This is a genomic window from Streptomyces sp. Tu6071 (assembly GCF_000213055.1).
GTDB lineage: Bacteria > Actinomycetota > Actinomycetes > Streptomycetales > Streptomycetaceae > Streptomyces > Streptomyces evansiae.
On record NZ_CM001165.1, the window covers coordinates 6831235 to 6852541 of the forward strand.

At 73.4% G+C, this 21307-nt stretch carries 15 protein-coding genes and 1 riboswitch; of the genes, 7 read left to right on the forward strand and 8 right to left on the reverse strand.

Translation table 11 applies throughout. The features are described from left to right. Positions 1–45 precede the first annotated feature (45 nt). Positions 46–1431 (forward strand): DNA polymerase IV, encoded by a 1386-nt coding sequence (locus STTU_RS29015; RefSeq protein ID WP_106432180.1) that lies wholly within the window; start codon positions 46–48, stop codon positions 1429–1431. A 47-nt stretch (positions 1432–1478) separates the two neighbouring features. Here the strand turns inward: STTU_RS29015 and STTU_RS29020 are convergent, their stop codons facing one another. Then, a complete protein-coding gene (locus STTU_RS29020; RefSeq protein WP_010271087.1) occupies positions 1479–1850 on the reverse strand; it encodes a PRC-barrel domain-containing protein in 372 nt (123 codons plus the stop codon). 143 nt (positions 1851–1993) lie between these two features. After that, positions 1994–2092: riboswitch (glycine riboswitch) on the forward strand. 189 nt (positions 2093–2281) lie between these two features. On the opposite strand from STTU_RS29020, the gene gcvP reads away from it, so the two are divergent. Further along, positions 2282–5167, forward strand: a complete 2886-nt coding sequence (gcvP, locus tag STTU_RS29025) for an aminomethyl-transferring glycine dehydrogenase (RefSeq protein WP_007829537.1) — start codon at positions 2282–2284, stop codon at positions 5165–5167. A 112-nt stretch (positions 5168–5279) separates the two neighbouring features. Here the strand turns inward: gcvP and STTU_RS29030 are convergent, their stop codons facing one another. Continuing rightward, positions 5280–5483, reverse strand: a complete 204-nt coding sequence (locus tag STTU_RS29030; protein WP_043257834.1) for a DUF5999 family protein — start codon at positions 5481–5483, stop codon at positions 5280–5282. Positions 5484–5738: 255 nt separating this feature from the next. Beyond that, the gene (locus tag STTU_RS29035; RefSeq protein WP_007829543.1) at positions 5739–6335 is read right to left on the reverse strand and encodes a hypothetical protein; all 597 of its coding nucleotides are present in this window, start codon (positions 6333–6335) and stop codon (positions 5739–5741) included. Positions 6336–6868: 533 nt separating this feature from the next. Here STTU_RS29035 and STTU_RS29040 point away from each other — a divergent pair. Then, entirely contained in the window at positions 6869–8362 is a 1494-nt protein-coding gene (locus STTU_RS29040) for a hypothetical protein (protein WP_007829546.1), read from the forward strand. 177 nt (positions 8363–8539) lie between these two features. Here the strand turns inward: STTU_RS29040 and STTU_RS29045 are convergent, their stop codons facing one another. Then, positions 8540–10306 (reverse strand): substrate-binding and VWA domain-containing protein, encoded by a 1767-nt coding sequence (locus tag STTU_RS29045; protein ID WP_007829547.1) that lies wholly within the window; start codon positions 10304–10306, stop codon positions 8540–8542. Between the two features lie 323 nt (positions 10307–10629). Between STTU_RS29045 and STTU_RS29050 the strand changes: the two genes are divergently transcribed. After that, entirely contained in the window at positions 10630–11430 is an 801-nt protein-coding gene (locus STTU_RS29050) for a CPBP family intramembrane glutamic endopeptidase (RefSeq protein WP_007829549.1), read from the forward strand. Positions 11431–11603: 173 nt separating this feature from the next. On the opposite strand, the gene argG is transcribed toward STTU_RS29050, so the two are convergent. The 4 genes from argG to STTU_RS29070 form a co-directional block, all read right to left on the reverse strand. After that, positions 11604–13070, reverse strand: a complete 1467-nt coding sequence (gene argG / locus STTU_RS29055; RefSeq protein WP_007829550.1) for an argininosuccinate synthase — start codon at positions 13068–13070, stop codon at positions 11604–11606. Positions 13071–13263: 193 nt separating this feature from the next. After that, positions 13264–15645 (reverse strand): ATP-binding cassette domain-containing protein, encoded by a 2382-nt coding sequence (locus tag STTU_RS29060; protein WP_007829551.1) that lies wholly within the window; start codon positions 15643–15645, stop codon positions 13264–13266. 148 nt (positions 15646–15793) lie between these two features. Next, positions 15794–16717, reverse strand: a complete 924-nt coding sequence (locus tag STTU_RS29065; RefSeq protein ID WP_007829552.1) for an aminoglycoside phosphotransferase family protein — start codon at positions 16715–16717, stop codon at positions 15794–15796. Between the two features lie 98 nt (positions 16718–16815). Next, entirely contained in the window at positions 16816–17874 is a 1059-nt protein-coding gene (locus tag STTU_RS29070) for a phosphotransferase (RefSeq protein WP_043256645.1), read from the reverse strand. 421 nt (positions 17875–18295) lie between these two features. Here STTU_RS29070 and STTU_RS29075 point away from each other — a divergent pair, with 421 nt between their 5' ends. The 3 genes from STTU_RS29075 (at position 18296) to STTU_RS29085 (ending at position 21071) form a co-directional block, all read left to right on the forward strand. Continuing rightward, on the forward strand, positions 18296–19057 hold the full coding sequence (locus tag STTU_RS29075) for a PadR family transcriptional regulator (protein ID WP_234019425.1): 762 nt from the start codon (positions 18296–18298) through the stop codon (positions 19055–19057). A gap of 178 nt (positions 19058–19235) precedes the next feature. Next, positions 19236–19916, forward strand: coding sequence for a Clp protease N-terminal domain-containing protein (locus STTU_RS29080; protein WP_007829555.1), 681 nt, complete (start codon positions 19236–19238; stop codon positions 19914–19916). Between the two features lie 120 nt (positions 19917–20036). Continuing rightward, positions 20037–21071, forward strand: coding sequence for an EamA family transporter (locus tag STTU_RS29085; protein WP_043256648.1), 1035 nt, complete (start codon positions 20037–20039; stop codon positions 21069–21071). Positions 21072–21307 lie beyond the last annotated feature (236 nt).

Here is a 21307-nt window from a genome sequence, read left to right on the forward strand (position 1 = left end):
CCTTCCGTACCGGGCGTTGTCAGTGGGGTGCGCGAGCATGGGGGTGTGAGACGTGCCCCGACCGTGCTGCATCTCGACATGGATGCCTTCTTCGCCGCTGCCGAGCAGGCGGCGAAGCCGAGCCTGCGCGGGAAGGCGGTCGTCGTCGGGGGGCTCGGTCCGCGCGGCGTCGTCTCCACCGCGTCGTACGAGGCGCGCTCCTTCGGGGTGCACTCGGCGATGCCCACGGCGCAGGCGCGCCGCCTCGCGCCGAACGCCGCCTACCTCTTCCCCCGCTTCACGCTCTACCGGAGCGTGAGCGAGCAGGTAATGGAGCTGCTCGGGGCGCTCTCGCCGCTCGTGGAGCCGCTGAGCCTCGACGAGGCGTTCGTCGACCTGGAGGCCGGTGGCGTGGCCTTCGACGCGGGGACGGCGCGCGCGGTGGGGGAGCGGCTGCGGGCCGACATCAGGGCGCGGACGGGGCTGACGGGCTCCGTGGGGCTCGCCGCGTCGAAGATGCTCGCGAAGATCGGCTCCGAGCGGGCCAAGCCGGACGGGCTCGTGCTGATCGAGCCGGGCACCGAGCGCGAGCTGCTCGCGCCGCTCTCCGTGCGGGTGCTGCCCGGGATCGGCCCCGCCACCGGGGACCACCTGCGCAGGGCCGGGATCAGCACGATCGGGGAGATCGCGGAGGCGGGCGAGGACGAACTCGTACGGCTGCTCGGGAAGGCGCACGGCGCGGGGGTGTACGCGATGTCGCTCGCGCACGACGAGCGGCCCGTCGTCGCCGAGCGGGAGGGGAAATCGGTCTCGGTCGAGGACACGTACGACCTGGACATCCACGACCGGGTACGGGTACGGGCCGAGGTCGCCGCGCTCGCCGACCGCTGCGTGGGGCGGCTGCGGGCGAGCGGGCGCTCGGGGCGGACCGTGGTGCTCAAGGTCCGCCGGTACGACTTCTCGACGCTCACACGCTCCGAGACGCTGCGCGCGCCGACCGACGACCCGGCCGTCGTGCGCGAGGCGGCGGCGCGGCTCCTGGAACTCGTGGACACGACGGGCGGGGTGCGGCTGCTCGGGGTCGGTGTCTCCGGGCTCGCCGACTTCACGCAGGAGGTGCTGTTCGCGCGGACGACGGCGGGGGAGGAACCCCTCGCCCTGGCCCCCGAACCGCTCCGGGTGACCTCGCCCGTGCCCGTGCCGTCAGTGCCGCCCGCGCCGCGGTGGCGGCCGGGCCAGGACGTCGTGCACACGGAGCACGGGCCCGGCTGGGTGCAGGGCAGCGGGCTCGGGCGGGTCACCGTGCGCTTCGAGACGCCGTACGACGAGCGCCCGGGGCGCGTACGGACCTTCGCCGTCGACGACCCGGAGCTGAGCGCGGGGGAACCGCTTCCGCTGGTGCGGGGCACGGGCACGGGCGAGGTGCGGCCGGGGGCGGCGGGGGTGCCGTAGACGCTGGTGCCGGAAGGTGGCCGGGAATCGACAGGGGAGCGGGGCCCTCAGGCGTCCTCGCGGCCCGCGATGCTCCCGAACTCGACGTCCTCGTGCGGTTCCGGGGGGTTCGCGTCGAGGCCGTAGTGGCGGTAGAGCTGGAGTTCCTGCTGCGGCGAGAGGTGGCGGCCCACGCCGAAGTCGGGCGCGTCCTTGATGAGGGCGCGTGCGAAGGGGACGCGCAGGACGCCCGAGACGAGCCGGCTCGGCTCCAGGGGGACGAAGGCGTCCCTGCTGAAGAGGCCGGTGCGTATCGCCGCCCACTCGGGGATTCCGGTGGCGTCGTCGAGGTACACCTCGTCCACGGTGCCGATCCGGGCACCCTCGTGGTCCACCGCCTTGCGACCGATCAGGGCGTGCGGGTCGATATCGGTCTCCACGGCACCTCCTGGTGTCGGCGCCCGCGCTGCGGGGCCGTAGGGCTCGTACCCCTACGTAAAGGCACTTCCGCTCCGGCGGCCACTCGGCGCCCCGCCGCCCCTGACCCGCCCGGCGCGCCGCTGGTACGCTGGCCATTGGCTGCTGACCCTGTGCGGGAGAGTGCCCCGGAGCTCGACACCGGGGACGCCGAAGGAGCAAATCCTCCCCGGAATCTCTCAGGCCCCTGTACCGCGCGGGTGAGGTCACTCTGGAAAGCAGGACGCGTCCGGCGGGTACGCGGGGCGTCGGTCCTCACCGACGGTGCAAGCCTGCGCGGGCGCGTGCGTCCGTGAAGGTGAAGCTCTCAGGTCCGGATGACAGAGGGGGAGGCCGTCCGGGTACCCGCAGGTGGTATCCGGTGCAGGTCGCGCCGACCAGGAGGCCCCCGCAGATGACCGTCCACCGCACCCCGCTGACCCGGCTGGAAGAGGGCACTCCCTTCGCCCAGCGCCACATCGGGCCCGACGCCGAGGCGCGGGCGAAGATGCTCGCCCAGGTCGGCTTCGGCTCGCTCGACGAACTCACCGCCGCCGCCGTGCCCGAGGTGATCCGCTCCGCCGAGGCGCTCCAGCTCCCCGCCGCGCGCACCGAGGCCGAGGTCCTCGCCGAACTGCGCGCCCTCGCCCGGCGCAACGAGGTCGTGGACTCCATGATCGGCCTCGGCTACTACGGCACCTTCACGCCGCCGGTCATCCTGCGCAACGTCATGGAGAACCCTGCCTGGTACACCGCGTACACGCCGTACCAGCCGGAGATCTCGCAGGGCCGCCTGGAGGCGCTGCTCAACTTCCAGACGATGGTCGCCGACCTCACCGGGCTGCCCACCTCGGGCGCCTCGCTGCTCGACGAGGGCACCGCCGCGGCCGAGGCGATGGCCCTCTCGCGGCGCGTCGGCAAGGTCAAGAAGGGCGTCTACCTCGTCGACGCCGACACCTTCCCGCAGACCGTCGCCGTGCTGCGCACCCGCGCCGAGCCGACGGGCGTCGAGGTCGTCGTCGCCGACCTGTCCCAGGGCCTGCCCGCCGAGTACGCCGAGGGCGGCGTCACAGGCGTCCTCCTCCAGTACCCGGGCGCCTCCGGGGCCGTACGGGACCTGCGCCCCGTCATCGAGCAGGCGCACGCGGTCAACGCCGTGGTCACCGTCGCCGCCGACCTGCTCGCGCTCACCCTGCTGACCCCGCCCGGCGAACTGGGCGCGGACATCGCCGTCGGCACGACGCAGCGTTTCGGTGTCCCGATGGGCTTCGGCGGCCCGCACGCGGGCTACATGGCCGTCCGCGAGGCGCACGCGCGCAGCCTGCCCGGACGCCTCGTCGGCGTCTCCGTGGACGCGGACGGCGACAAGGCGTACCGCCTCGCCCTCCAGACCCGCGAGCAGCACATCCGCCGCGAGAAGGCGACGAGCAACATCTGCACCGCGCAGGTCCTCCTCGCGGTCATGGCCGGGATGTACGCGGTCTACCACGGCCCGGACGGACTGCGCGCGATCGCCGAGCGCACCCACCGTTACGCGAGCCTGCTCGCCGCCGGGCTGCGCGCCGGGGGCGTCGCCGTCGCCCACGGCGAGTACTTCGACACCCTCACCGTGACCGTCCCCGGCCGCGCCGACGCGATCCTCGCCGCCGCTCGCGAGCAGGGCGTCAACCTCTACCGCGTGGACGCGGACACGCTCTCGCTCGCCTGCGACGAGACCACCGACCGCGCCCGCCTCGCCGCCGTCTGGGCCGCCTTCGGCGTCAGCGCCGACATCGAGGCGCTCGACGCCTCGGCGGAGGACGCGCTCCCCGGGGCGCTGCGCCGTACGAGCACGTACCTGAGCCACCCGGTCTTCCACGCGCACCGCTCCGAGACGGCGATGCTGCGCTACCTGCGCTCGCTCTCCGACAAGGACTACGCCCTGGACCGGGGCATGATCCCGCTCGGCTCCTGCACGATGAAGCTCAACGCGACGACCGAGATGGAGCCCGTCACCTGGCCCGAGTTCGGTTCCCTGCACCCCTTCGTGCCCGTCTCGCAGGCGCAGGGGTACCTGGAGCTGATCCGTGAGCTGGAGGAGCGGCTCGCCGAGGTCACCGGGTACGACAGGGTCTCGCTCCAGCCGAACGCCGGTTCCCAGGGCGAGCTGGCCGGGCTGCTCGCGGTGCGCGGCTACCACCGCGCGAACGGCGACACGGCCCGTACCGTCTGCCTCATCCCCTCCTCGGCGCACGGCACCAACGCCGCGTCCGCCGTCATGGCCGGGATGAAGGTCGTCGTCGTCAAGACCGCCGAGGACGGCGAGGTGGATCTCGACGACCTCCACGCCAAGATCGACAAGCACCGCGACGAACTCGCCGTGCTCATGATCACGTACCCCTCGACGCACGGCGTCTTCGAGGAGCACGTCGCCGACGTCTGCGCGGCCGTGCACGAGGCCGGTGGCCAGGTCTACATCGACGGCGCCAACCTCAACGCCCTCGTCGGCCTCGCGCGGCCCGGCCACTTCGGCGGCGACGTCTCGCACCTCAACCTGCACAAGACCTTCTGCATCCCGCACGGCGGCGGCGGCCCCGGCGTCGGCCCGATCGGCGTCCGCGAGCACCTCGCCCCGTACCTCCCCAACCACCCGCTCCAGCCGGCGGCGGGGCCCGAGACCGGGGTCGGCCCGGTCTCGGCCGCGCCGTGGGGCTCCGCGGGCATCCTCCCGATCTCCTGGGCGTACGTGCGGCTCATGGGCGGCGAGGGGCTCAAGGAGGCCACGCAGGTCGCCGTGCTCTCGGCGAACTACATCGCCAAGCGCCTGGAGCCGCACTTCCCCGTGCTCTACACCGGCCCCGCCGGGCTCGTCGCGCACGAGTGCATCGTGGACCTGCGCGAGCTGACGAAGACCACGGGCGTCAGCGTCGACGACATCGCCAAGCGCCTCATCGACTACGGCTTCCACGCCCCGACGATGTCCTTCCCGGTCGCCGGGACGCTCATGATCGAGCCGACCGAGAGCGAGAACCTCGCCGAGCTGGACCGTTTCTGCGAGGCGATGATCGCCATTCGCGCCGAGATCGAGAAGGTCGCGGCCGGTACGTGGCCCGCCGAGGACAACCCGCTGCGCAACGCCCCGCACACCGCGCGGGCGCTCGCGGGGGAGTGGGAGCACGCCTACGAGCGCGCCGAGGCCGTCTTCCCGGGCCACGTCGACCCGACGACGAAGTACTGGCCGCCGGTGCGCCGGATCGACCAGGCGTTCGGCGACCGGAACCTCGTGTGCTCCTGCCCGCCGCTGGACGCCTACGAGGACTGAGCCGGTCCGCCCCCCGAGGGCGCTCGACTCCCCCCATGGGAAACGCGGGGCCGGTACGGAGATCGTCTCTCCGTACCGGCCCCGCGCCGTGCGTCCGGTCCGTCCGGGCGGCTCAGGCCGCCGTCGTCACCGTGTCCGCCGCCGGGCGGTGCGGGGCGATGACGCTGCCGTCCGGGAGGATTTCGCCGGTGTCCTCGAAGAGCAGGACCCCGTTGCACAGCAGACTCCAGCCCTGCTCCGGGTGGTGGGCCACCGGCAGGGCGGCGTCCCGGTCGGCGGAGAGGGCGGTGGGGCAGGGTGGCTGGTGCTGGCACATGGTTCCGGTCTCTCGCTGGCTCGTGGGGCTCGGCCGGCTCGTGAGGCCGGTGGGTTCCTCGATGGTCATGACCGCATCCCCCGTATCGGTTGCTGGTCGCAAGTCTTCCCCCGGGAGGCCGCTGCCGCAGGGATTTCGCGAGAGCGGGCCTCCTCGGACAAGGACGCTTCACCCGTGCGGGCGGTTCGCTGAACGGCCTTGCCCGTTCGGGTGGTTCGCCGTAGTCCGCGAGGACTACGGCGAACCGGGCCGTCCTCAGGCGAGGCTGTCGAGCAGTCCGGCGGGGGACGCCGGAGGGGCCAGCCTCCGTTCCAGCACGGGCAGGAACTGCGCGGCGCGCAGCGGCAGGTACGCGGTGAAGCCGGGCGGGGCCGGGGCGAGCGGCACCAGGAGGTCCTGCTCGCCGAGCGCGCTCTCCGCGGACATGTCGGCGACATCGGTGTGCAGCCACAGCATGAGCATGTAGAGGGCGGGGACGGAGAGCAGCCGCGCCTGGTACGGGGTGCTCAGGGCGTCCGCCTCGTGCATGGCCCGGTCGGCGGCGTTGACGTAAGGGCCCTCGAAGAAGTGCGAGAAGGTCCACCCGTCCGCCGTCAGCCGCGCCTCACCGACCGCGAGCGGGCGATCGCCGTTGCGAACGGTGAAGCGCCAGGAGTTCAGGCGGGTGCGCCCCGCCGAGCGGGGGGCGGTGGGGTCCAGGACGTGCACCGGAAGGCCCGGCTCGGCGATGAGCGGGCCGCGTGCGGTGCGCAGCGCGGGGGTGGGGGCCTCGTGGACGGCGGTCGGCGATGCCAGGGCGGTGCGGACGCTGCGCAGGCCGGCCGCGGGGGCAGGCGGAAGGTGCAGGGGCATGGGCGGGAGCCTCTCTCGTGCGACAGGCTGGTGGAGCGGGCGGTACGACGGCGCTGTCCGCTCGCGTGCCACGGAGGATGCTCTCGACTCCCGGCGCGCAAGCGCCAACTCTCCACCTCGTGCGCAGAGTTTATACGATGCGTGTTCGCCCGGGGTTTCCGCTAGCTGTCGCGCTTATTGCGGGCAAGTCACTATCAGGTCTTTTCCGTGAAGGTTTCACCTTTGATTTCCCGGGTACTGCGCCAGTGACCTCGGCATGTGCCCTCGGCGTGGTCGTCCGGTAGTCGTCGGCGATATTCACCAGGGCCGCCGGGAGATCCGCCGGAAGATCCTGCGGACGGAAAAGATCCGTGAATCCCGGCGCGCGCCTCGCTTTGCCCGGCCATGCCCTTGGAATGTGCCGTACGGGGGTGGCGGACAGCCTATCCGCAATGAGCCGTCCGCGGGGCGTTACGGATCAGCGGGCCGGGGCATCATCCACCGTGGACCTCGTGGCCGGAGCACCCGGCCGCCCATCCTGGAGGGGACGTTCGATGGGGGAGAAGGTCGTGGCGGGCATATTCGACCTGTCCGACCGCCGACGCTACCGGGCGAAGTTGCGGCAGTGTCTGGACGGTCTGGAGCGACTTCTGCGGGAAGGGCGCTTCGACCGCCCCAAGAACCTCATGGGCCTGGAGATCGAACTCAATCTCGCGGGTCCCGACGGTCTCCCCCGAATGGTCAACGGGGAAGTGCTCGAACGCATCGCGAGCCGGGATTTCCAGACCGAGCTGGGAATGTTCAACCTTGAGGTCAATATCGCCCCGCACCGCCTCGGCGGCCGGGTCCTCGACCAGCTCGCCGAAGAACTCCGCACGGGTCTCGCCTACGCGCACCGGCAGGCCGCGCAGCGGGACGCGGGCGTATTGATGATCGGTATTCTCCCGACGCTCGGACAGGAACACCTGGTGGAGGCGAATTTCTCCGCCGTCGACCGGTACACCCTGCTCAACGAGCAGATCGTCGCCGCGCGGGGCGAGGACTTCAGCCTCGACATCGAGGGCCCCGAGCACCTCTCCTGCACCACCGGTTCGATCATGCCGGAGGCCGCCTGCACCTCCGTGCAGTTGCACCTGCAAGTGACGCCGGAGCGGTTCGCGGGGGTGTGGAACGCGGCCCAGGCGGTGACGGCGGTGCAGATCGCCGTCGGGGCCAACGCGCCCTTCGTCTTCGGACGCGAGCTGTGGAGCGAGTCGCGCGTGCCGCTCTTCGAGCAGGCCACCGACACCCGCCCGCCCGAACTCGTCGCGCAGGGCGTGCGACCGCGTACCTGGTTCGGGGAGCGGTGGATCGAGGGGCCGCTCGAACTCTTCGAGGAGAACCTGCGCTACTTCCCGGCGTTGCTCCCGATCTTCGACGACGAGGACCCGCAGAAGGTCATCGACGGGGGAGGGGTGCCCGGCCTCGGCGAGCTGTGTCTCCACAACGGCACGGTCTACCGCTGGAACCGGCCCGTCTACGGTGTCGCCGAGGGTACGCCGCACCTGCGCGTCGAGAACCGCGTCCTGCCGGCCGGGCCCACGGTCACCGACGTCGTCGCCAACGCCGCCTTCTACTACGGACTCGTCCGCACGCTCGCCGTGCAGAGCCGGCCGGTGTGGACGCGCTTGCCCTTCGCCGAGGCGGAGCGCAACTTCGAGGAGGCGTGCCGGCACGGGATCGACGCGCGGCTGCGCTGGCCCCGGCGCGGGCGCGGGGGGCTCGCCGAGGTGGACGCGGTGACGCTGGTGCGCGAGGAACTGCTGCCGCTCGCGGCGCAGGGGCTGGACGCCTGGGGGGTCGACCCGGCGGACAGGGACCTGTACCTCGGGGTGATCGAGGAGCGGTGCCGCCGCCGGGTGAACGGGGCCTCGTGGCAGGTGGCCTCGTACCGGGCGGGGCGGGAGCGGGGCTTGGAGCGGGGGGACGCGCTGGCGGCGATGACGCGGAGGTACGCGGAGCTGAGCCGGGCGGACGAGCCGGTGCACCTGTGGGGGGTACGGGGCTGAGGGCGCCTTCGCCCGGGGTGGCGGGCCCGGCCGCGTCCCTCTCCCCCAGCCGTCGGCCGGGGAGCCGCGCCCCGTGCGGGACGTCCACCCGCGGTGGGGCAGGCGAGCCGCCGTTCCGCGTGAGGGAGAACGGTCGGTATCGCGCGGGCGTGGGGAGGGGGACGGGCGGGGCGGCGGTCAGTGCTGTTGCTTGCTCCCGGCCTCCACGATCGCGTTGTTGATGACCTCGTGGATCTGGGCCGGGTCGTCGACCTTGAAGCCCGAGCCACCGGTGGCCGAGCCGATCGCCTTCACGTCGTCCCCCGCCGCCTCGGGGCCGACGGCGATGGCCACGAGGGGGAGCGGGCGGGCGGGGTCGGCGAGATCCCTGAGCTTCGTGAGGAGGGCGCCGCGGGTGAGTGAGCCGGGGTCCTCGTTGGTGCCGTCCGTGAGCAGCACGACGGCGTTGAACTTGTCCGCCGCGTAGCCCTTGCTCGCCTGCTGGTACGCGGCGAGCGTCGTGTCGTACAGGCCCGTCGCGCCGCCGGTCTGCGGCTGGAGCGCCCCGAAGGCGGCGGTGAGCTTGTCGCGCTGCGTCACGCCCTCGCCCTTGCGGGCGCCGAGCCGGTCGGTGGGGACCAGTTCGCGGTAGTCGCGGTCGCCGTCGAGCCGGGTCGAGAACTCCCACAGGCCGATGTCGTCCGCCGACGTGAACTGCGCGAGGGCCTGGAGCAGGGACGCCTTGGTGACGTCCATCCGGCTCTGCCCGCGCCCCGGGACGAGTTCGGCCATCGAGGGCGAGGAGTCCACGACGACGAGCAGCCGCGCGCTCTGCACCGTGATGGTCCACATCCCGCGCGTCTCCTGGAGGGCCTTCGCCGAGGGCGGCTCGGCGGTGGGCGAGGTGTACGGCTGCGGCGCCCGCGCCCCGGCCGCCTCGGCGACCTCCGCGTCGGCCTCGCCGCCCTCGGGGCGGAAGCCGTCCGCGCGCAGCAGGCGCTGCCCGTGGCTCTCGTTGAGGAAGGTCATGAAGCGGACGGCGGCCCGGCTCTGCTCCGTGCTGAGTTCGGTGTTGTCCGGGACGACGTAGGGGTAGTCGAGGGCGGGGGAGCCCCCCTCCGGGTAGAAGAGGTCGAGTTCGCGGTCGCTCTCCTTGTTGCGCGTGTACGCGCGCTGTTCGGTGAGGATCAGGGCGTCGTTGCGCTTCGGGTTGCCCGCCTCGGCGCCGGAGTCGTCGCGGGCGAGGGTGTCGAGCAACTGCGTGTCGCTGTCGACGGTGCGCTCGGCGAGGATCTTCGCCGCCGCGGCCACCTGCGCGCTGCCGCCCTCGGCCTTTCCGGCCTGGCCGGCGACTTCGGTGAGGGCGAGCAGACCCGTGGCGCTGCGCGCGGGGTCGGCGCTGCCGAGCCGCAGGGCGTCCCCCTGCGAACCGGCGGCGGCCAGCTCCGCCCACGAGTACGTCTTCTTCGGCCAGCCCAGCTTCTTCGCCGCCTTCTCGGTCATCCCGACGGCGACGGGGGTCGAGGCGACGGCGCCGGTCGGGGAGACCCGCGCGGAGTTTCCCCCGGAGTTCGCCTGGTCGACCCACATGCTCGCGTCGGGTACCCAGGCATGGAAGCCGGGGTCCTTGCCCGCTTTGACGCGCTCGGCGACCTTCGAGGAGTCCTCGGAGGTGACCCGAACGTCCAGGCAGTTCCCGTCCGACGTGACCTCGTGCTCCTTGGCGTAGTCGGCCGCCGCACGCAGGGCGGGCGCGATGTCGGGGGACGCGCTGACCTTCAGGCGTATCGCGTCGTCCGCGCAGCTCCCCCCGAGGGGTATCAGGCCGCCGCGCACCGCGATGCCCGTCCCGGCGACGACCGCCACGACGAGGATCGTGGCCAGCGCGACCGTTCTGCCCCGGCCGCGGCCCCTCGTGCTGCCGCGGGTGCCGTGGTCCTCCCCGGTCACCTTGTGACGTCCCATACCGGTGGTGCCCTTCTTCCTTCTCGCTCTCAGGCGCGGCGGCTGTGGGGAGCCCGCCGACGCCACACGTGCTGTCTCCGTCGTGCGCGTGCTGACTCGTGCGGTGGAACGGGGGCGGTCGCCCGGCCGCGCGGGACCCCGTGATCCCACAGGGACTCGTGATCCCCTGGAGGCGGCCCGGCGAGGCGCCGGACGGGTCCGCGCGGCGGTGAGGGTGGAGCGCCGGCGCGAACCTCGGAAGTGCGTGCGAGCCCTGAGGCTCGGTCGGCACCTTAGCCGGGCGATGATGGTGATGAGGCAGGATCGGTCAACTGGAGGCAGCTGTGCCCGTTGAGGAGGGCCTGGTGGCCGGAACTTTTCCCGACGAAGGGCCCGCGAGACGAATTTTCCGTAACGAGACGCTGCTCGTCCTCGCGCTCTCGCTCGGCGCGAGCGGCGTTTCCGCGCTGATCAGCTTCATCGGTTCGGTGACCCGCCCCGGGGGTCTCAAGGACCAGGCCGCCACGATGAACGCCTCGGCCGCGCCGGGCCGTCCGTGGCTTGATCTCGCGTGGCAGCTCTTCGGGATCGCGAGCGCGCTCGTCCCTGTGGCGCTCGTGCTGCACCTGCTGACGCGGGAGCGGGCGAGCGGCCGGGATCTCGGCTTCGACCTGCGCAGGCCCTGGAGCGATCTCGGGCGCGGCGCCGTGGTCGCGGCGGTGGTCGGCAGCGTCGGCATCGCCTTCTACCTCGGGGCGCGCGGCCTCGGCTTCAATCTCACGGTGGTGCCCGAGGCGCTGCCCGCCGTGTGGTGGAAGTACCCGGTCCTGGTGCTCTCCGCGGTGCAGAACGCGGTGCTCGAAGAAGTCATCGTCGTGGGCTATCTGCTGCGCAGGCTGGGGCAGTTGGGGTGGAGCCCGATGGCGGCGCTGGTGGCCGGCTCGGTACTGCGCGGCTCCTACCACCTCTACCAGGGCATCGGCGGTTTCTTCGGCAACCTCGCGATGGGCGTGCTCTTCGTGCTTCTGTACCGCAGGTGGGGGCGGGTGGGGCCGCTCGTCGTCGCGCACTCCTTCCTCGACATCGGCGCCTTCGTCGGCTTCGCGCTGCTCGCGGGCCGGGTGGACTGGCTGCCGACGGGCTGAGGGCGGGGAGCGGCGCGGGAAGGGGGAGCGCACGCGGGAGGGGCCCGGCGCATGGTGCGCCGGGCCCCTCCTCGTACGTACCGCGGTGGCGGTGAAGGCCGTTCAGCGGTGGCGGCCGTTCAGCCGCTCTCCGCGGTCCGGCCGCCACGCGCGGTGGGATCGCCGCCCGCGGTTCAGTCGGTGCCGAACTCCATCGCCGCGCGGTCGAGCATCTCCTCGTCGCCGTCGAGCGCGGTGGTCTCGCCGCGCGCGGCGATCGCCTCGGCGCCGCCCTCGGGGAGCCGGCCGATGAGGCCGGTCGAGGCGGCCTGGGCCGCGCCGAGCGCGGGAGTGCCCTCGCCGGAGCCGGTGCCGATGAGGCCGAGGCCCGCGTACTGCTCCAGCTTGGCGCGCGAGTCGGCGATGTCGAGGTTCCGCATGGTGAGCTGGCCGATGCGGTCGACGGGGCCGAAGGCGGCGTCCTCGGTGCGCTCCATGGAGAGCTTGTCCGGGTGGTAGCTGAAGGCAGGACCCGTGGTGTCGAGGATCGAGTAGTCCTCGCCGCGCCGCAGCCGCAGCGTCACCTCGCCGGTGACGGCGGCGCCGACCCAGCGCTGCAGCGACTCGCGGACCATGAGCGCCTGCGGGTCCAGCCAGCGGCCCTCGTACATGAGGCGCCCGAGGCGGCGGCCCTCGTTGTGGTACTGGGCGAGGGTGTCCTCGTTGTGGATCGCGTTGACGAGGCGCTCGTAGGCGGCGTGCAGGAGGGCCATGCCGGGCGCCTCGTAGATGCCGCGGCTCTTCGCCTCGATGATGCGGTTCTCGATCTGGTCGGACATGCCGAGGCCGTGCCGGCCGCCGATCGCGTTCGCCTCCATGACGAGGTCGACGGCGCTGGCGAACTCCTTGCCGTTGATCGCCACCGGGCGGCCCTGGTCGAAGCGGATCGTGACGTCCTCGGGGAGGATCTCCACCTCGGGGTCCCAGAAGCGCACGCCCATGATCGGGTCGACCGTCTCGACGCCCGTGTCCAGGTGCTCCAGCGTCTTCGCCTCGTGGGTCGCGCCCCAGATGTTCGCGTCCGTCGAGTACGCCTTCTCGGTGCTGTCGCGGTACGGGAGGTCGTGGGCGACGAGCCACTCCGACATCTCCTTGCGACCGCCCAGCTCGGTCACGAAGTCGGCGTCGAGCCACGGCTTGTAGATCCGCAGGTGGGGGTTGGCGAGCAGCCCGTAGCGGTAGAAGCGCTCGATGTCGTTGCCCTTGAAGGTCGAGCCGTCGCCCCAGATCTGGACGTCGTCCTCCAGCATCGCCCGCACGAGCAGCGTGCCGGTGACGGCACGGCCCAGGGGGGTCGTGTTGAAGTACGCGCGACCGCCGGAGCGGATGTGGAAGGCGCCGCAGGACAGGGCCGCGAGTCCTTCCTCGACGAGGGCCGCGCGGCAGTCGACGAGACGGGCCACCTCGGCCCCGTACGTCTTGGCGCGGCCCGGGACCGAGGCGATGTCCGGCTCGTCGTACTGGCCGATGTCGGCGGTGTACGTGCAGGGGACGGCGCCCTTGTCGCGCATCCAGGCGACGGCGACGGAGGTGTCGAGACCGCCGGAGAAGGCGATGCCGACGCGCTCGCCGGCGGGCAGGGATGTGAGGACCTTGGACATAGGGAGAGTATGCGCTGACGCGCATGGTTATGCAAATCCGATCCCCGGGGCCGGGACTCCGGGGCTCTGCCCCGGTCCCGGCCGACGGAAAGATCGGGGCTCCGCCCCGGGCCCCGCTCCTCAAGCGCCGGAGGGGCTGATTTTTCGCACCTCGGTTTCGCAAGCGCCGGGGGGCTGCTTTCCGTACCCGGCGTCAGCGCGCCACGTACCTCCGCAAATGCTCCGCCGTCAGCGTCTTCCCCGTCGCCACCAGCTCCTTCGGTGTGCCCTCGAAGACGATCTCTCCTCCGTCGTGGCCCGCTCCCGGGCCCAGGTCGATGAGCCAGTCCGCGTGGGCCATGACGGCCTGGTGGTGTTCGACGACGATCAGGGAGGTGCCGTTGTCGACCAGGTGGTCGAGGAGGGCGAGGAGCTGGGCGACGTCGGCGAGGTGGAGGCCCGTGGTCGGTTCGTCCAGGACGTAGAGGGCGGGGGCCTTCTTCGCGCCGAGGTGCGTGGCGAGCTTGAGGCGCTGGCGCTCGCCGCCGGAGAGCGTGGTGAGGGGCTGGCCGAGGCGGAGGTAGCCGAGGCCGACCTCGGCGAGCCGGGTCAGGACGCGGTGCGCGGCGGGGGTGCGGGCCTCGCCCTCGGCGAAGAAGGCGCCGGCCTCGTCGACCGTCATGCCGAGGACCTCGCTGATGTCGCGGCCCCCGAGCCGGTGCGCGAGGACTCCCGGCTCGTACCGCTTCCCCTCGCACACCTCGCACGTCACCGCGACCCCCGCCATGATCCCGAGGTCGCTGTAGACGACGCCCGCGCCCTTGCAGTGGGGGCAGGCGCCCTCGGAGTTGGCGGAGAACAACGCGGGCGAGACGCCGTTGGCCTTCGCGAACGCCTTGCGCACCGGTTCGAGCAGTCCCGTGTACGTGGCGGGGTTGCTGCGCCGCGAGCCCTTGATGGGGCTCTGGTCCACGGTGACGGCCTCCGTGCCCGGCGGCAGCGAGTCGTGCACGAGGCTGCTCTTGCCGGAGCCCGCGACGCCGGTCACGACCGTGAGTACGCCGAGCGGGATGTCGACGTCCACGTCCCGCAGGTTGTGCGTGCGGGCGCCGCGGATCTCCAGGCTCCCGCTCGGCTTGCGTACCTCCTCCTTGACCGGGGTGCGGTCCGAGAGGTGGCGGCCCGTCGTCGTGTCCGAGGCGCGCAGCCCCTCGACCGTGCCCTCGAAGCCGATCTCGCCGCCCGCCGCCCCCGCGCCGGGACCGAGGTCCACGACGTGGTCGGCGATCGCGATCGTCTCCGGCTTGTGCTCCACGACGAGGACCGTGTTGCCCTTGTCCCGCAGCCGGAGCAGCAGTTCGTTCATGCGCTGGATGTCGTGCGGGTGCAGCCCGGCCGTGGGTTCGTCGAAGACGTACGTGACGTCGGTGAGCGAGGAGCCGAGGTGGCGCACCATCTTGACGCGCTGCGCCTCGCCGCCCGAGAGCGTGCCCGCCGGGCGGTCGAGGCTGAGGTAGCCGAGACCGATCTCCACGAAGGAGTCGAGCACCTGCCGCAGCGCGGAGAGCAGCGGCGCGGCCGAGGGCTCGTCGAGCTTCGCGAGCCAGGCGGCGAGGTCGCTGATCTGGAGCGCGGACAGCTCGGCGATGCCCTTGCCCGCCACCTTCACCGACCTGGCCTCCGCGCTCAGCCGCGAGCCCCCGCACTCCGGGCACGTCGTGAAGGTGACGGCACGGTCGACGAAGGCGCGGATGTGCGGCTGCATCGACTCGCGGTCCTTGGCGAGCATGGATTTCCTGATCCGCGGCACGAGGCCCTCGTACGTCATGTTGATGCCCGCGATCTTCATGCGGGTCGGCTCGCGGTACAGGAAGTCGTGCAGCTCGCGCTCGGTGAACCGGGCGATCGGCTTGCCCGCGTCGTACAGCCCCGACTCCGTGTACAGCCGCGCGTTCCAGCCGCCCGCCTTGTAGCCGGGGACGAGGAGGGCGCCGTCGGCGAGGGACTTCGACGCGTCGTAGAGCTGCGCGAGGTCCATGTCCGTGACCGTGCCCCGGCCCTCGCAGCGCGGGCACATGCCGCCCGTGCGGTGGAAGGTGACCTTCTCGGCGCGGGCGTGCTCCTTGCCGACCTTGAGCGCGCCGCTCGCCTCGACGCTCGCCGTGTTGAAGGAGAAGGCCGCGGGGCCGCCGATGTGCGGGGAGCCGAGGCGGCTGTAGAGGACGCGGAGCATCGCGTACGCGTCGGTCGCGGTGCCGACCGTGGAACGCGGGTCGCCGCCCAGGCGCTGCTGGTCGACGACGATCGCGGTGGTCAGCCCGTCGAGCACGTCGACGTCGGGGCGCGCGCGGTTGGGCATGAAGCCCTGCAGGAAGGCGCTGTACGTCTCGTTGATGAGCCGCTGGGACTCCGCCGCCACGGTGTGGAAGACGAGGGAGCTCTTGCCCGAGCCCGAGACACCCGTGAAGACCGTGAGGCGCCGCTTGGGGATCTCGACGCTCACGTCCTTGAGGTTGTTCTCGCGCGCGCCGACGACGCGGATCAGCTCGTGGCTGTCGGCGGGCGCGGGTGTCGCGGCGGTGCGGGACTGCGTCATGCGGGAACTCCGTCCGTACGGGGGCGGGGTGGCGCGGGGCCGGTCCTGCCGACCCTACGGGTGGGCACCGACAAGGCCCGCCCGCGGCTGCGCGCCACCGGCCGCGCGAGCGGGCTCGGCGCGGCCCGGCCCGTACGGCACGGGGGTCTCACACGGGCGCGATCACGCGGCGCAGCGCGGCGCGTGCCGGAGGGCCCCAGGAGGTCTTGCCGCCGGGGCGGCCGTGCTCCCCGGCGTCGGCGACGTGCAGGGCGCCGACGGAACGGGCCACGACCCAGCCGCGCGCGCGGCGCAGCAGGGCGGGGTCGGGGGCGTAGGCGTCGAGGAAGGAACCGAGCGCGCCATCGGGCAGGATGCTCCAGGCGCCCGCGAGGTCGCAGGCGGGATCGCCCGTGCACAGGTCGCCGAAGTCGATCACACCGCTCAGGACGCCGTCCGTCGTGACGACGTTGGCCGGGTGCAGGTCACCGTGGAGCCACAGGGCGGGCCCGTCCCACTCGGGAGCGGCGAGCGCGTCCTCCCAGACGGCGCGGACGGCGTCGGGCTCGGTGAGCAGGCCCTTCTCCACGGCCTCGGTGAAGCCGTGCGGCAGCCCGTCGGCGGCGCCCGCGAGCGGGGCGCCGCGCCCGAAGCGCCCGGCGGGCGCTCCGGCGGGGGCGGGGCGGTGCAGGGCGAGGAGGAAGGCGGCGAGCGCGGTGCTCGTGGCCCGCCCGTCCGTCGCCGGGGCGTGGTCGGCGGGTTCGCCCGGCACCCACGTGGTGAGCATCCACGCGTGCGGGAAGCGGGCCGAGGGCTCCCCGATCGCCTGCGGGCGCGGTACGGGCAGCGGCAGCCGGCCGGCGAGCGCGGGCACCCACGCCAACTCGTCGCGCAGCGGTTCGTCGGCGCGCCGCGTCGCCCAGGGCACCCGGAGCGCCAGTTCCTCGCCCAGGCGCCACACCTGGTAGTCCCAGCCGCGCGCGCCGAGCCGGATCGGGAGCTCCGCCAGGTGCGGGAAACGCTCGCGCACGAGGTGCCTGAGGAGGCCCTCGGTGATGTCGGGCGGGGCCGTGGCGGTGTCCGGGGAAGTCATGCCGGTGAGGACGGGCCAGGACCCGGGGACGGTTCCGGCCCGCGGCTCCCCGGCGGGCGACGGCGTAGCCGTGCGACGGGGCGGTGCCGGGGGCGGACTCAGTACCAGGGGCGGGCTTCCTGCGTGGGCAGGGGCCGCAGCTTCGGCCAGCGGGCGAGCAGGCGGCCGGCCACGGCGGAGCTGAGGCGTCCGAAGGCGTGCAGGTGGTCGTGGTCGCGCGTCATCCCGGCGACCACATGGAGGCGGTGGACGAGCCGCTCGCGAGCGGAGACCTCGCCCCACGCGAAGTCCTCGGCGGGTATCCGGGCGAGCTGGTCGGCCGTGCCCCGGTGAGCCCGTTCGACCAGCGCGTCGCCCTGGACGAGCCAGCCGGCGCACGCGTCGGCGAGGTCGCCGGGCACGTCCGTCCCGGTGAGGTCGCGCCAGGTGGACCGGTAGACGTCCTCGACCTCGGCGAGCGGGGTCCCGGTGACCGACAGGGCGCACCAGCAGGTGGGGAAACCGATGCGGAAGTAGGCGAGTTCGGTCAGGCCGTTGCCGAGCGAGGCTCGCTCGAAGTCCACGAAGCGGACGCCGTCCGCGGTGCGCAGATCATTGCCGGGGCAGGGGTCGCCGTGCAGCAGCGCGTGGTGCGGTGCGGGGTCCAGTCGCTCAAGGAGACCGGCGAGTTCCCCGGGAACGGCGGACGGTACGGGGACGTCGAGCGCCCTGGCCAGGGCGAGGAAGGACTCCGCGTCGTCGGCCGTGGGGCCCGGGGCGGCCGGGAGTGCTCCGGCGTCGGCGGGGCCCGTCAGGGCGTGGAGCCGGGCGAGCGACCCGGCGTACCCGGGCATCCAGTCGTCCGTCCGCCCGAGGTCGTCCACGTGGTCGAGGACCAGCACCCGCGCGGACGGGTCGGTGGCGAGCACGGCGGGCGCCACGGCGGGCCGTGTCGCCCGGCCCGCCAGGCGCAGCCCCGCGACCTCGCGGGCGAAGCGCGTGTCCGCGTCGGCGCCCCTGTCCCCGCCGTCGGCGATCTGCTTGACGACCACGAGGCGTCCGTCCACCGTGCGCACCCGCCACACGTGCGAGCGCGGACTGCTGTCCAGGAGCTCGGCCGATCCTGGAGTGCCCACGGTGGACAGCAGCTTCTCGTCGAAGGGGAGTTGGCGTGTCATGCGAGGAGCGTAAGCGGTGGCCGGGGACGACGCGGCGGGCTGTGCCCCGCCCCGCCGCGGTCACGCCGTTCCTCCCTCGGGAGGGTCCGGCGGCGGCCGTCCTCCCGTCCGTCGGAGTCCGGTGCCGACGGGACCTTGCCGTCCGTCGGGACCCGGTGCCGACAGGACCTTGCCGGCCGGGAGAGCGCGCCTCCCGGCCGCGCGCGCCGAAAGGAACCGGGCCGCGCGGCCGGTCATCGGGCCGCTGGGACGCCTTCTCTCCCCCTCCCTCTCCTTCAAGGGCTTGCCTTCGATGTTGTTGCGATATATCGTTGAGGCATCGCGAACAGATCGCGATACGTCTCCGGTGTTCGGGGGCGTGGTGAGACAGAGAGAAGGAGTGAGTGTCATGCGTGGTTACGGACACGACTTCGAGAACGGCATGCAGGCCATGCGCGCGATGCGTGACATGGGAGAGGCGCGTGGGCGCGGTCATCACGGCGGCGGTCGCGGGCACGGGGAGCACGACGGGCGGCGAGCCGCCTTCGGGCCGTTCGGGCCCGGTCACGGGGGCCGTGGTGGTCCCGGTGGCTTCGGCGGGTTCTTCGGTGGGCCCGGTGGTTTCGGTGGGCCCGGTGGTTTCGGGCCCGGTGGTCCCGGCGGGCGGCGGGGGAGGGCGCGGCGCGGTGATGTGCGTGCCTCGATCCTCGCGCTGCTCAAGGACCGTCCGATGCACGGCTACGAGATGATCCAGGAGATCGCCGAGCGCAGTGGCGGCGCCTGGAAGCCGAGCCCCGGTTCGGTCTACCCGACCCTCCAGCTCCTGGAGGACGAGGGCCTCATCGTCAGTCGCAGCGAGGGCGGCAAGAAGCTCTTCGCGCTCACCGACGAAGGCCGCACGGCCGCCGACGAGGGGCCCGAGGCCCCCTGGGAGGAGGCCGGCAAGGGCGTCGACTGGGAGGCCCTCGGCGAGATCCGCCAGGCCGGGTTCGGGCTCATGGAAGCCTTCGGGCAGGTCTGGAAGACCGGCAGCAAGGAGCAGCGCGACCGCGCCGTCGCCGTGCTCAACGAGACCCGCAAGCGCCTCTACCTCATCCTCGCCGAGGACGGGGAGCCGGAGGGCACCGCGGACTCGGCGGGCACGGGGAAGGACGCGGGCCGCGGCGAGGACGACGCCGCGGGCGAGCGCCCCTCCGGTGGCTGAGCGCCGGGGCCGAGGTCCCGTGCGCACGCCCGGCGAAGGGCCCCGTACAGGTGAGAGTGCGCGGGGCCCTTCGCCGTTCCCGTCTCCGCCGGGCGAGGGAGCCATCTCCTCCGCAAGGAGGAGGGAGCAGGCCAAAAGCCCCACCCTGTGCGGGAGGCGGGAACAGTCCCGTCCGCCGATGATCGGGCGGCGGCTCCGTGGTGAAGTGGAGAACGTGCAGCGTCGCAGTTCGTCGGTACCCGGCCCCCGTGACACCGCCCCGGACCCCGCGGCGGGGCTGAGCGGAACCCTCGCGGGGGTCGTCTCCGGTGCCCGCCGCCGCGCCGTGCGCGACGGCGACGAGCAGGTCGACACCGCACACCTGCTCCACTCCCTTCTCCAGGAGGACCCGCGCTGCCGCGAGGTCCTCCGCCCCCACCTCGCCCGCCTCCTCGGGCTCCTCGTGCAGCGCAGCATCGGGTACGGGCTGCGCTGGCAGGGCACCGTCGAGGACTCCGGCGGCCTGCCCGTGCTCGGGCACGCGGGCTGGTCCCCCGCCGCGAGCCTCGCCATGGACCGGGCCCGCGAACGCGCGGCGACCCGTGGCGGGACCAACGCCCCCCGCCCCGTCGACCTCCTCGCCGCCCTCGCCGCCGACCCCGGGTGCCGTGCCGTCGCACTGCTGCGCGACGCGGGCGCGGAACCGGAGTCGCTGCCGGCCGCGCTGGACACGGACGAGCCCGGTCACCGCGAGCCCGGCCACCGCGAGACGGACGAGTCCGGCCACCGCCAGGGGCATGAGCCCGCTCACCGCGAGGGCGACGAGTACGTACGTCCCCTCGACGTATCGGACCTGCGCGCCCGGCACCACGAACCGTAGGAGCGTCCGTCGCAGCTCCTTCGCCCCGTCAGTACCGAAGCGCGTGACGCACCTGACGGCTCCTGTCATGATGTCCCCGTTCGCCGGGGCCGAGGGGGCGCGGGCGGGAGGGGCGGGGCGATGAGCGGGACGGGGACGCGGGGACGCAAGGGCGTGGGTCTGGGGCTCGCGCTCGTGTCGGCGCTCGCCTTCGGTGGCTCGGGGGTCGCGGCGAAGCCGCTCATCGAGGCCGGGCTCGACCCGTTGCACGTCGTGTGGCTGCGGGTCGCGGGCGCGGCGCTCGTGCTGCTCCCCGTGGCGTGGCGGCACCGCGCGCTGCCGAGGACGCGTCCGGCGCTGCTGCTCGGGTACGGGCTCTTCGCGGTCGCCGGGGTGCAGGCGTGCTACTTCGCCGCGATCTCCCGTATCCCGGTCGGCGTGGCGCTGCTCGTCGAGTACCTGGCGCCCGCGCTCGTGCTCGGCTGGGTGCGGTTCGTGCAGCGCCGGCCCGTGAGCCGGGCGGCGACCGCGGGGGTCGTGCTCGCCGTGGGCGGGCTCGCCTGCGTCGTGGAGGTGTGGGCGGGGCTGCGCTTCGACGCGCTCGGTCTGCTGCTCGCGCTCGGCGCCGCCTGCTGCCAGGTCGGCTACTTCGTCCTCTCGGACCACGGGACGGAGCCCGCGAGCCCGGCGGAGCCGGCCGGGCGCACCGGACCCGCGCAGGAGCCGCCGTCGCCGCTCGGCGTCATCGCCTACGGGCTGCTCGTGGGCGCCGTCGTCCTCACCTTCGTGGCCCGGCCCTGGGGCATGGACTGGAGTGTGCTCGGCGGGCGCGCGGAGATGGACGGGACTCCGGTCGCCGCTTTCCTGCTGCTCGCCTGGATCGTGCTCGTCGCGACCGTCGTCGCCTACGCGACCGGCGTGGTCTCGGTGCGCGGTCTCTCGCCGCAGGTCGCGGTCGTGGTGGCGTGCCTGGAAGCGGTCGTGGCGACCGTGCTCGCGTGGGTGCTGCTCGGCGAACACCTCTCGCCGCCCCAGCTCGCGGGCGGATGCGTGGTCCTCGTCGGCGCGTTCGTCGCGCAGACGGCGACCCCGGCGGGCAGGGGCGAGGCCCGCACGGTCGCGGAGGGCGGCACCGTACCCCTGGAGACACGCGCGGAACTCCCGGACGCGCGCTGACGGCCGCGCGGCCGGGTGCGCGGCGGCGGGGGCACGGGGGCCACGAGGGTGCCCGGTCCCCGGCGGAGCGGAAGCGGCGCCCGGTCCTCGGCTGTACGGCCGCCCCCGCCGCGCCCTAGGGTGACCACCGTGTACGCGCGAGCGCTCGTTCTCCCGCCTCCGGCCCGCTGAGCGCGGGCTGAGGCCACCGGCCGTTCCGCCCCCGTACGACGTGGGGCGCGGGCGTCCCTCGCGCT

Coding starts and splice junctions, on each gene's coding strand:
- STTU_RS29030 (WP_043257834.1), bottom strand. CDS start 5,483: ATGTGCCAGCACCAGCCACCCTGCCCCACCGCCCTCTCCGCCGACCGG.
- STTU_RS29085 (WP_043256648.1), top strand. CDS start 20,037: ATGAGCGGGACGGGGACGCGGGGACGCAAGGGCGTGGGTCTGGGGCTC.
- STTU_RS29070 (WP_043256645.1), bottom strand. CDS start 17,874: ATGACACGCCAACTCCCCTTCGACGAGAAGCTGCTGTCCACCGTGGGC.
- STTU_RS29040 (WP_007829546.1), top strand. CDS start 6,869: ATGGGGGAGAAGGTCGTGGCGGGCATATTCGACCTGTCCGACCGCCGA.
- argG (WP_007829550.1), bottom strand. CDS start 13,070: ATGTCCAAGGTCCTCACATCCCTGCCCGCCGGCGAGCGCGTCGGCATC.
- STTU_RS29080 (WP_007829555.1), top strand. CDS start 19,236: ATGATCGGGCGGCGGCTCCGTGGTGAAGTGGAGAACGTGCAGCGTCGC.
- gcvP (WP_007829537.1), top strand. CDS start 2,282: ATGACCGTCCACCGCACCCCGCTGACCCGGCTGGAAGAGGGCACTCCC.
- STTU_RS29045 (WP_007829547.1), bottom strand. CDS start 10,306: ATGGGACGTCACAAGGTGACCGGGGAGGACCACGGCACCCGCGGCAGC.
- STTU_RS29035 (WP_007829543.1), bottom strand. CDS start 6,335: ATGCCCCTGCACCTTCCGCCTGCCCCCGCGGCCGGCCTGCGCAGCGTC.
- STTU_RS29060 (WP_007829551.1), bottom strand. CDS start 15,645: ATGACGCAGTCCCGCACCGCCGCGACACCCGCGCCCGCCGACAGCCAC.
- STTU_RS29075 (WP_234019425.1), top strand. CDS start 18,296: ATGCAGGCCATGCGCGCGATGCGTGACATGGGAGAGGCGCGTGGGCGC.
- STTU_RS29065 (WP_007829552.1), bottom strand. CDS start 16,717: ATGACTTCCCCGGACACCGCCACGGCCCCGCCCGACATCACCGAGGGC.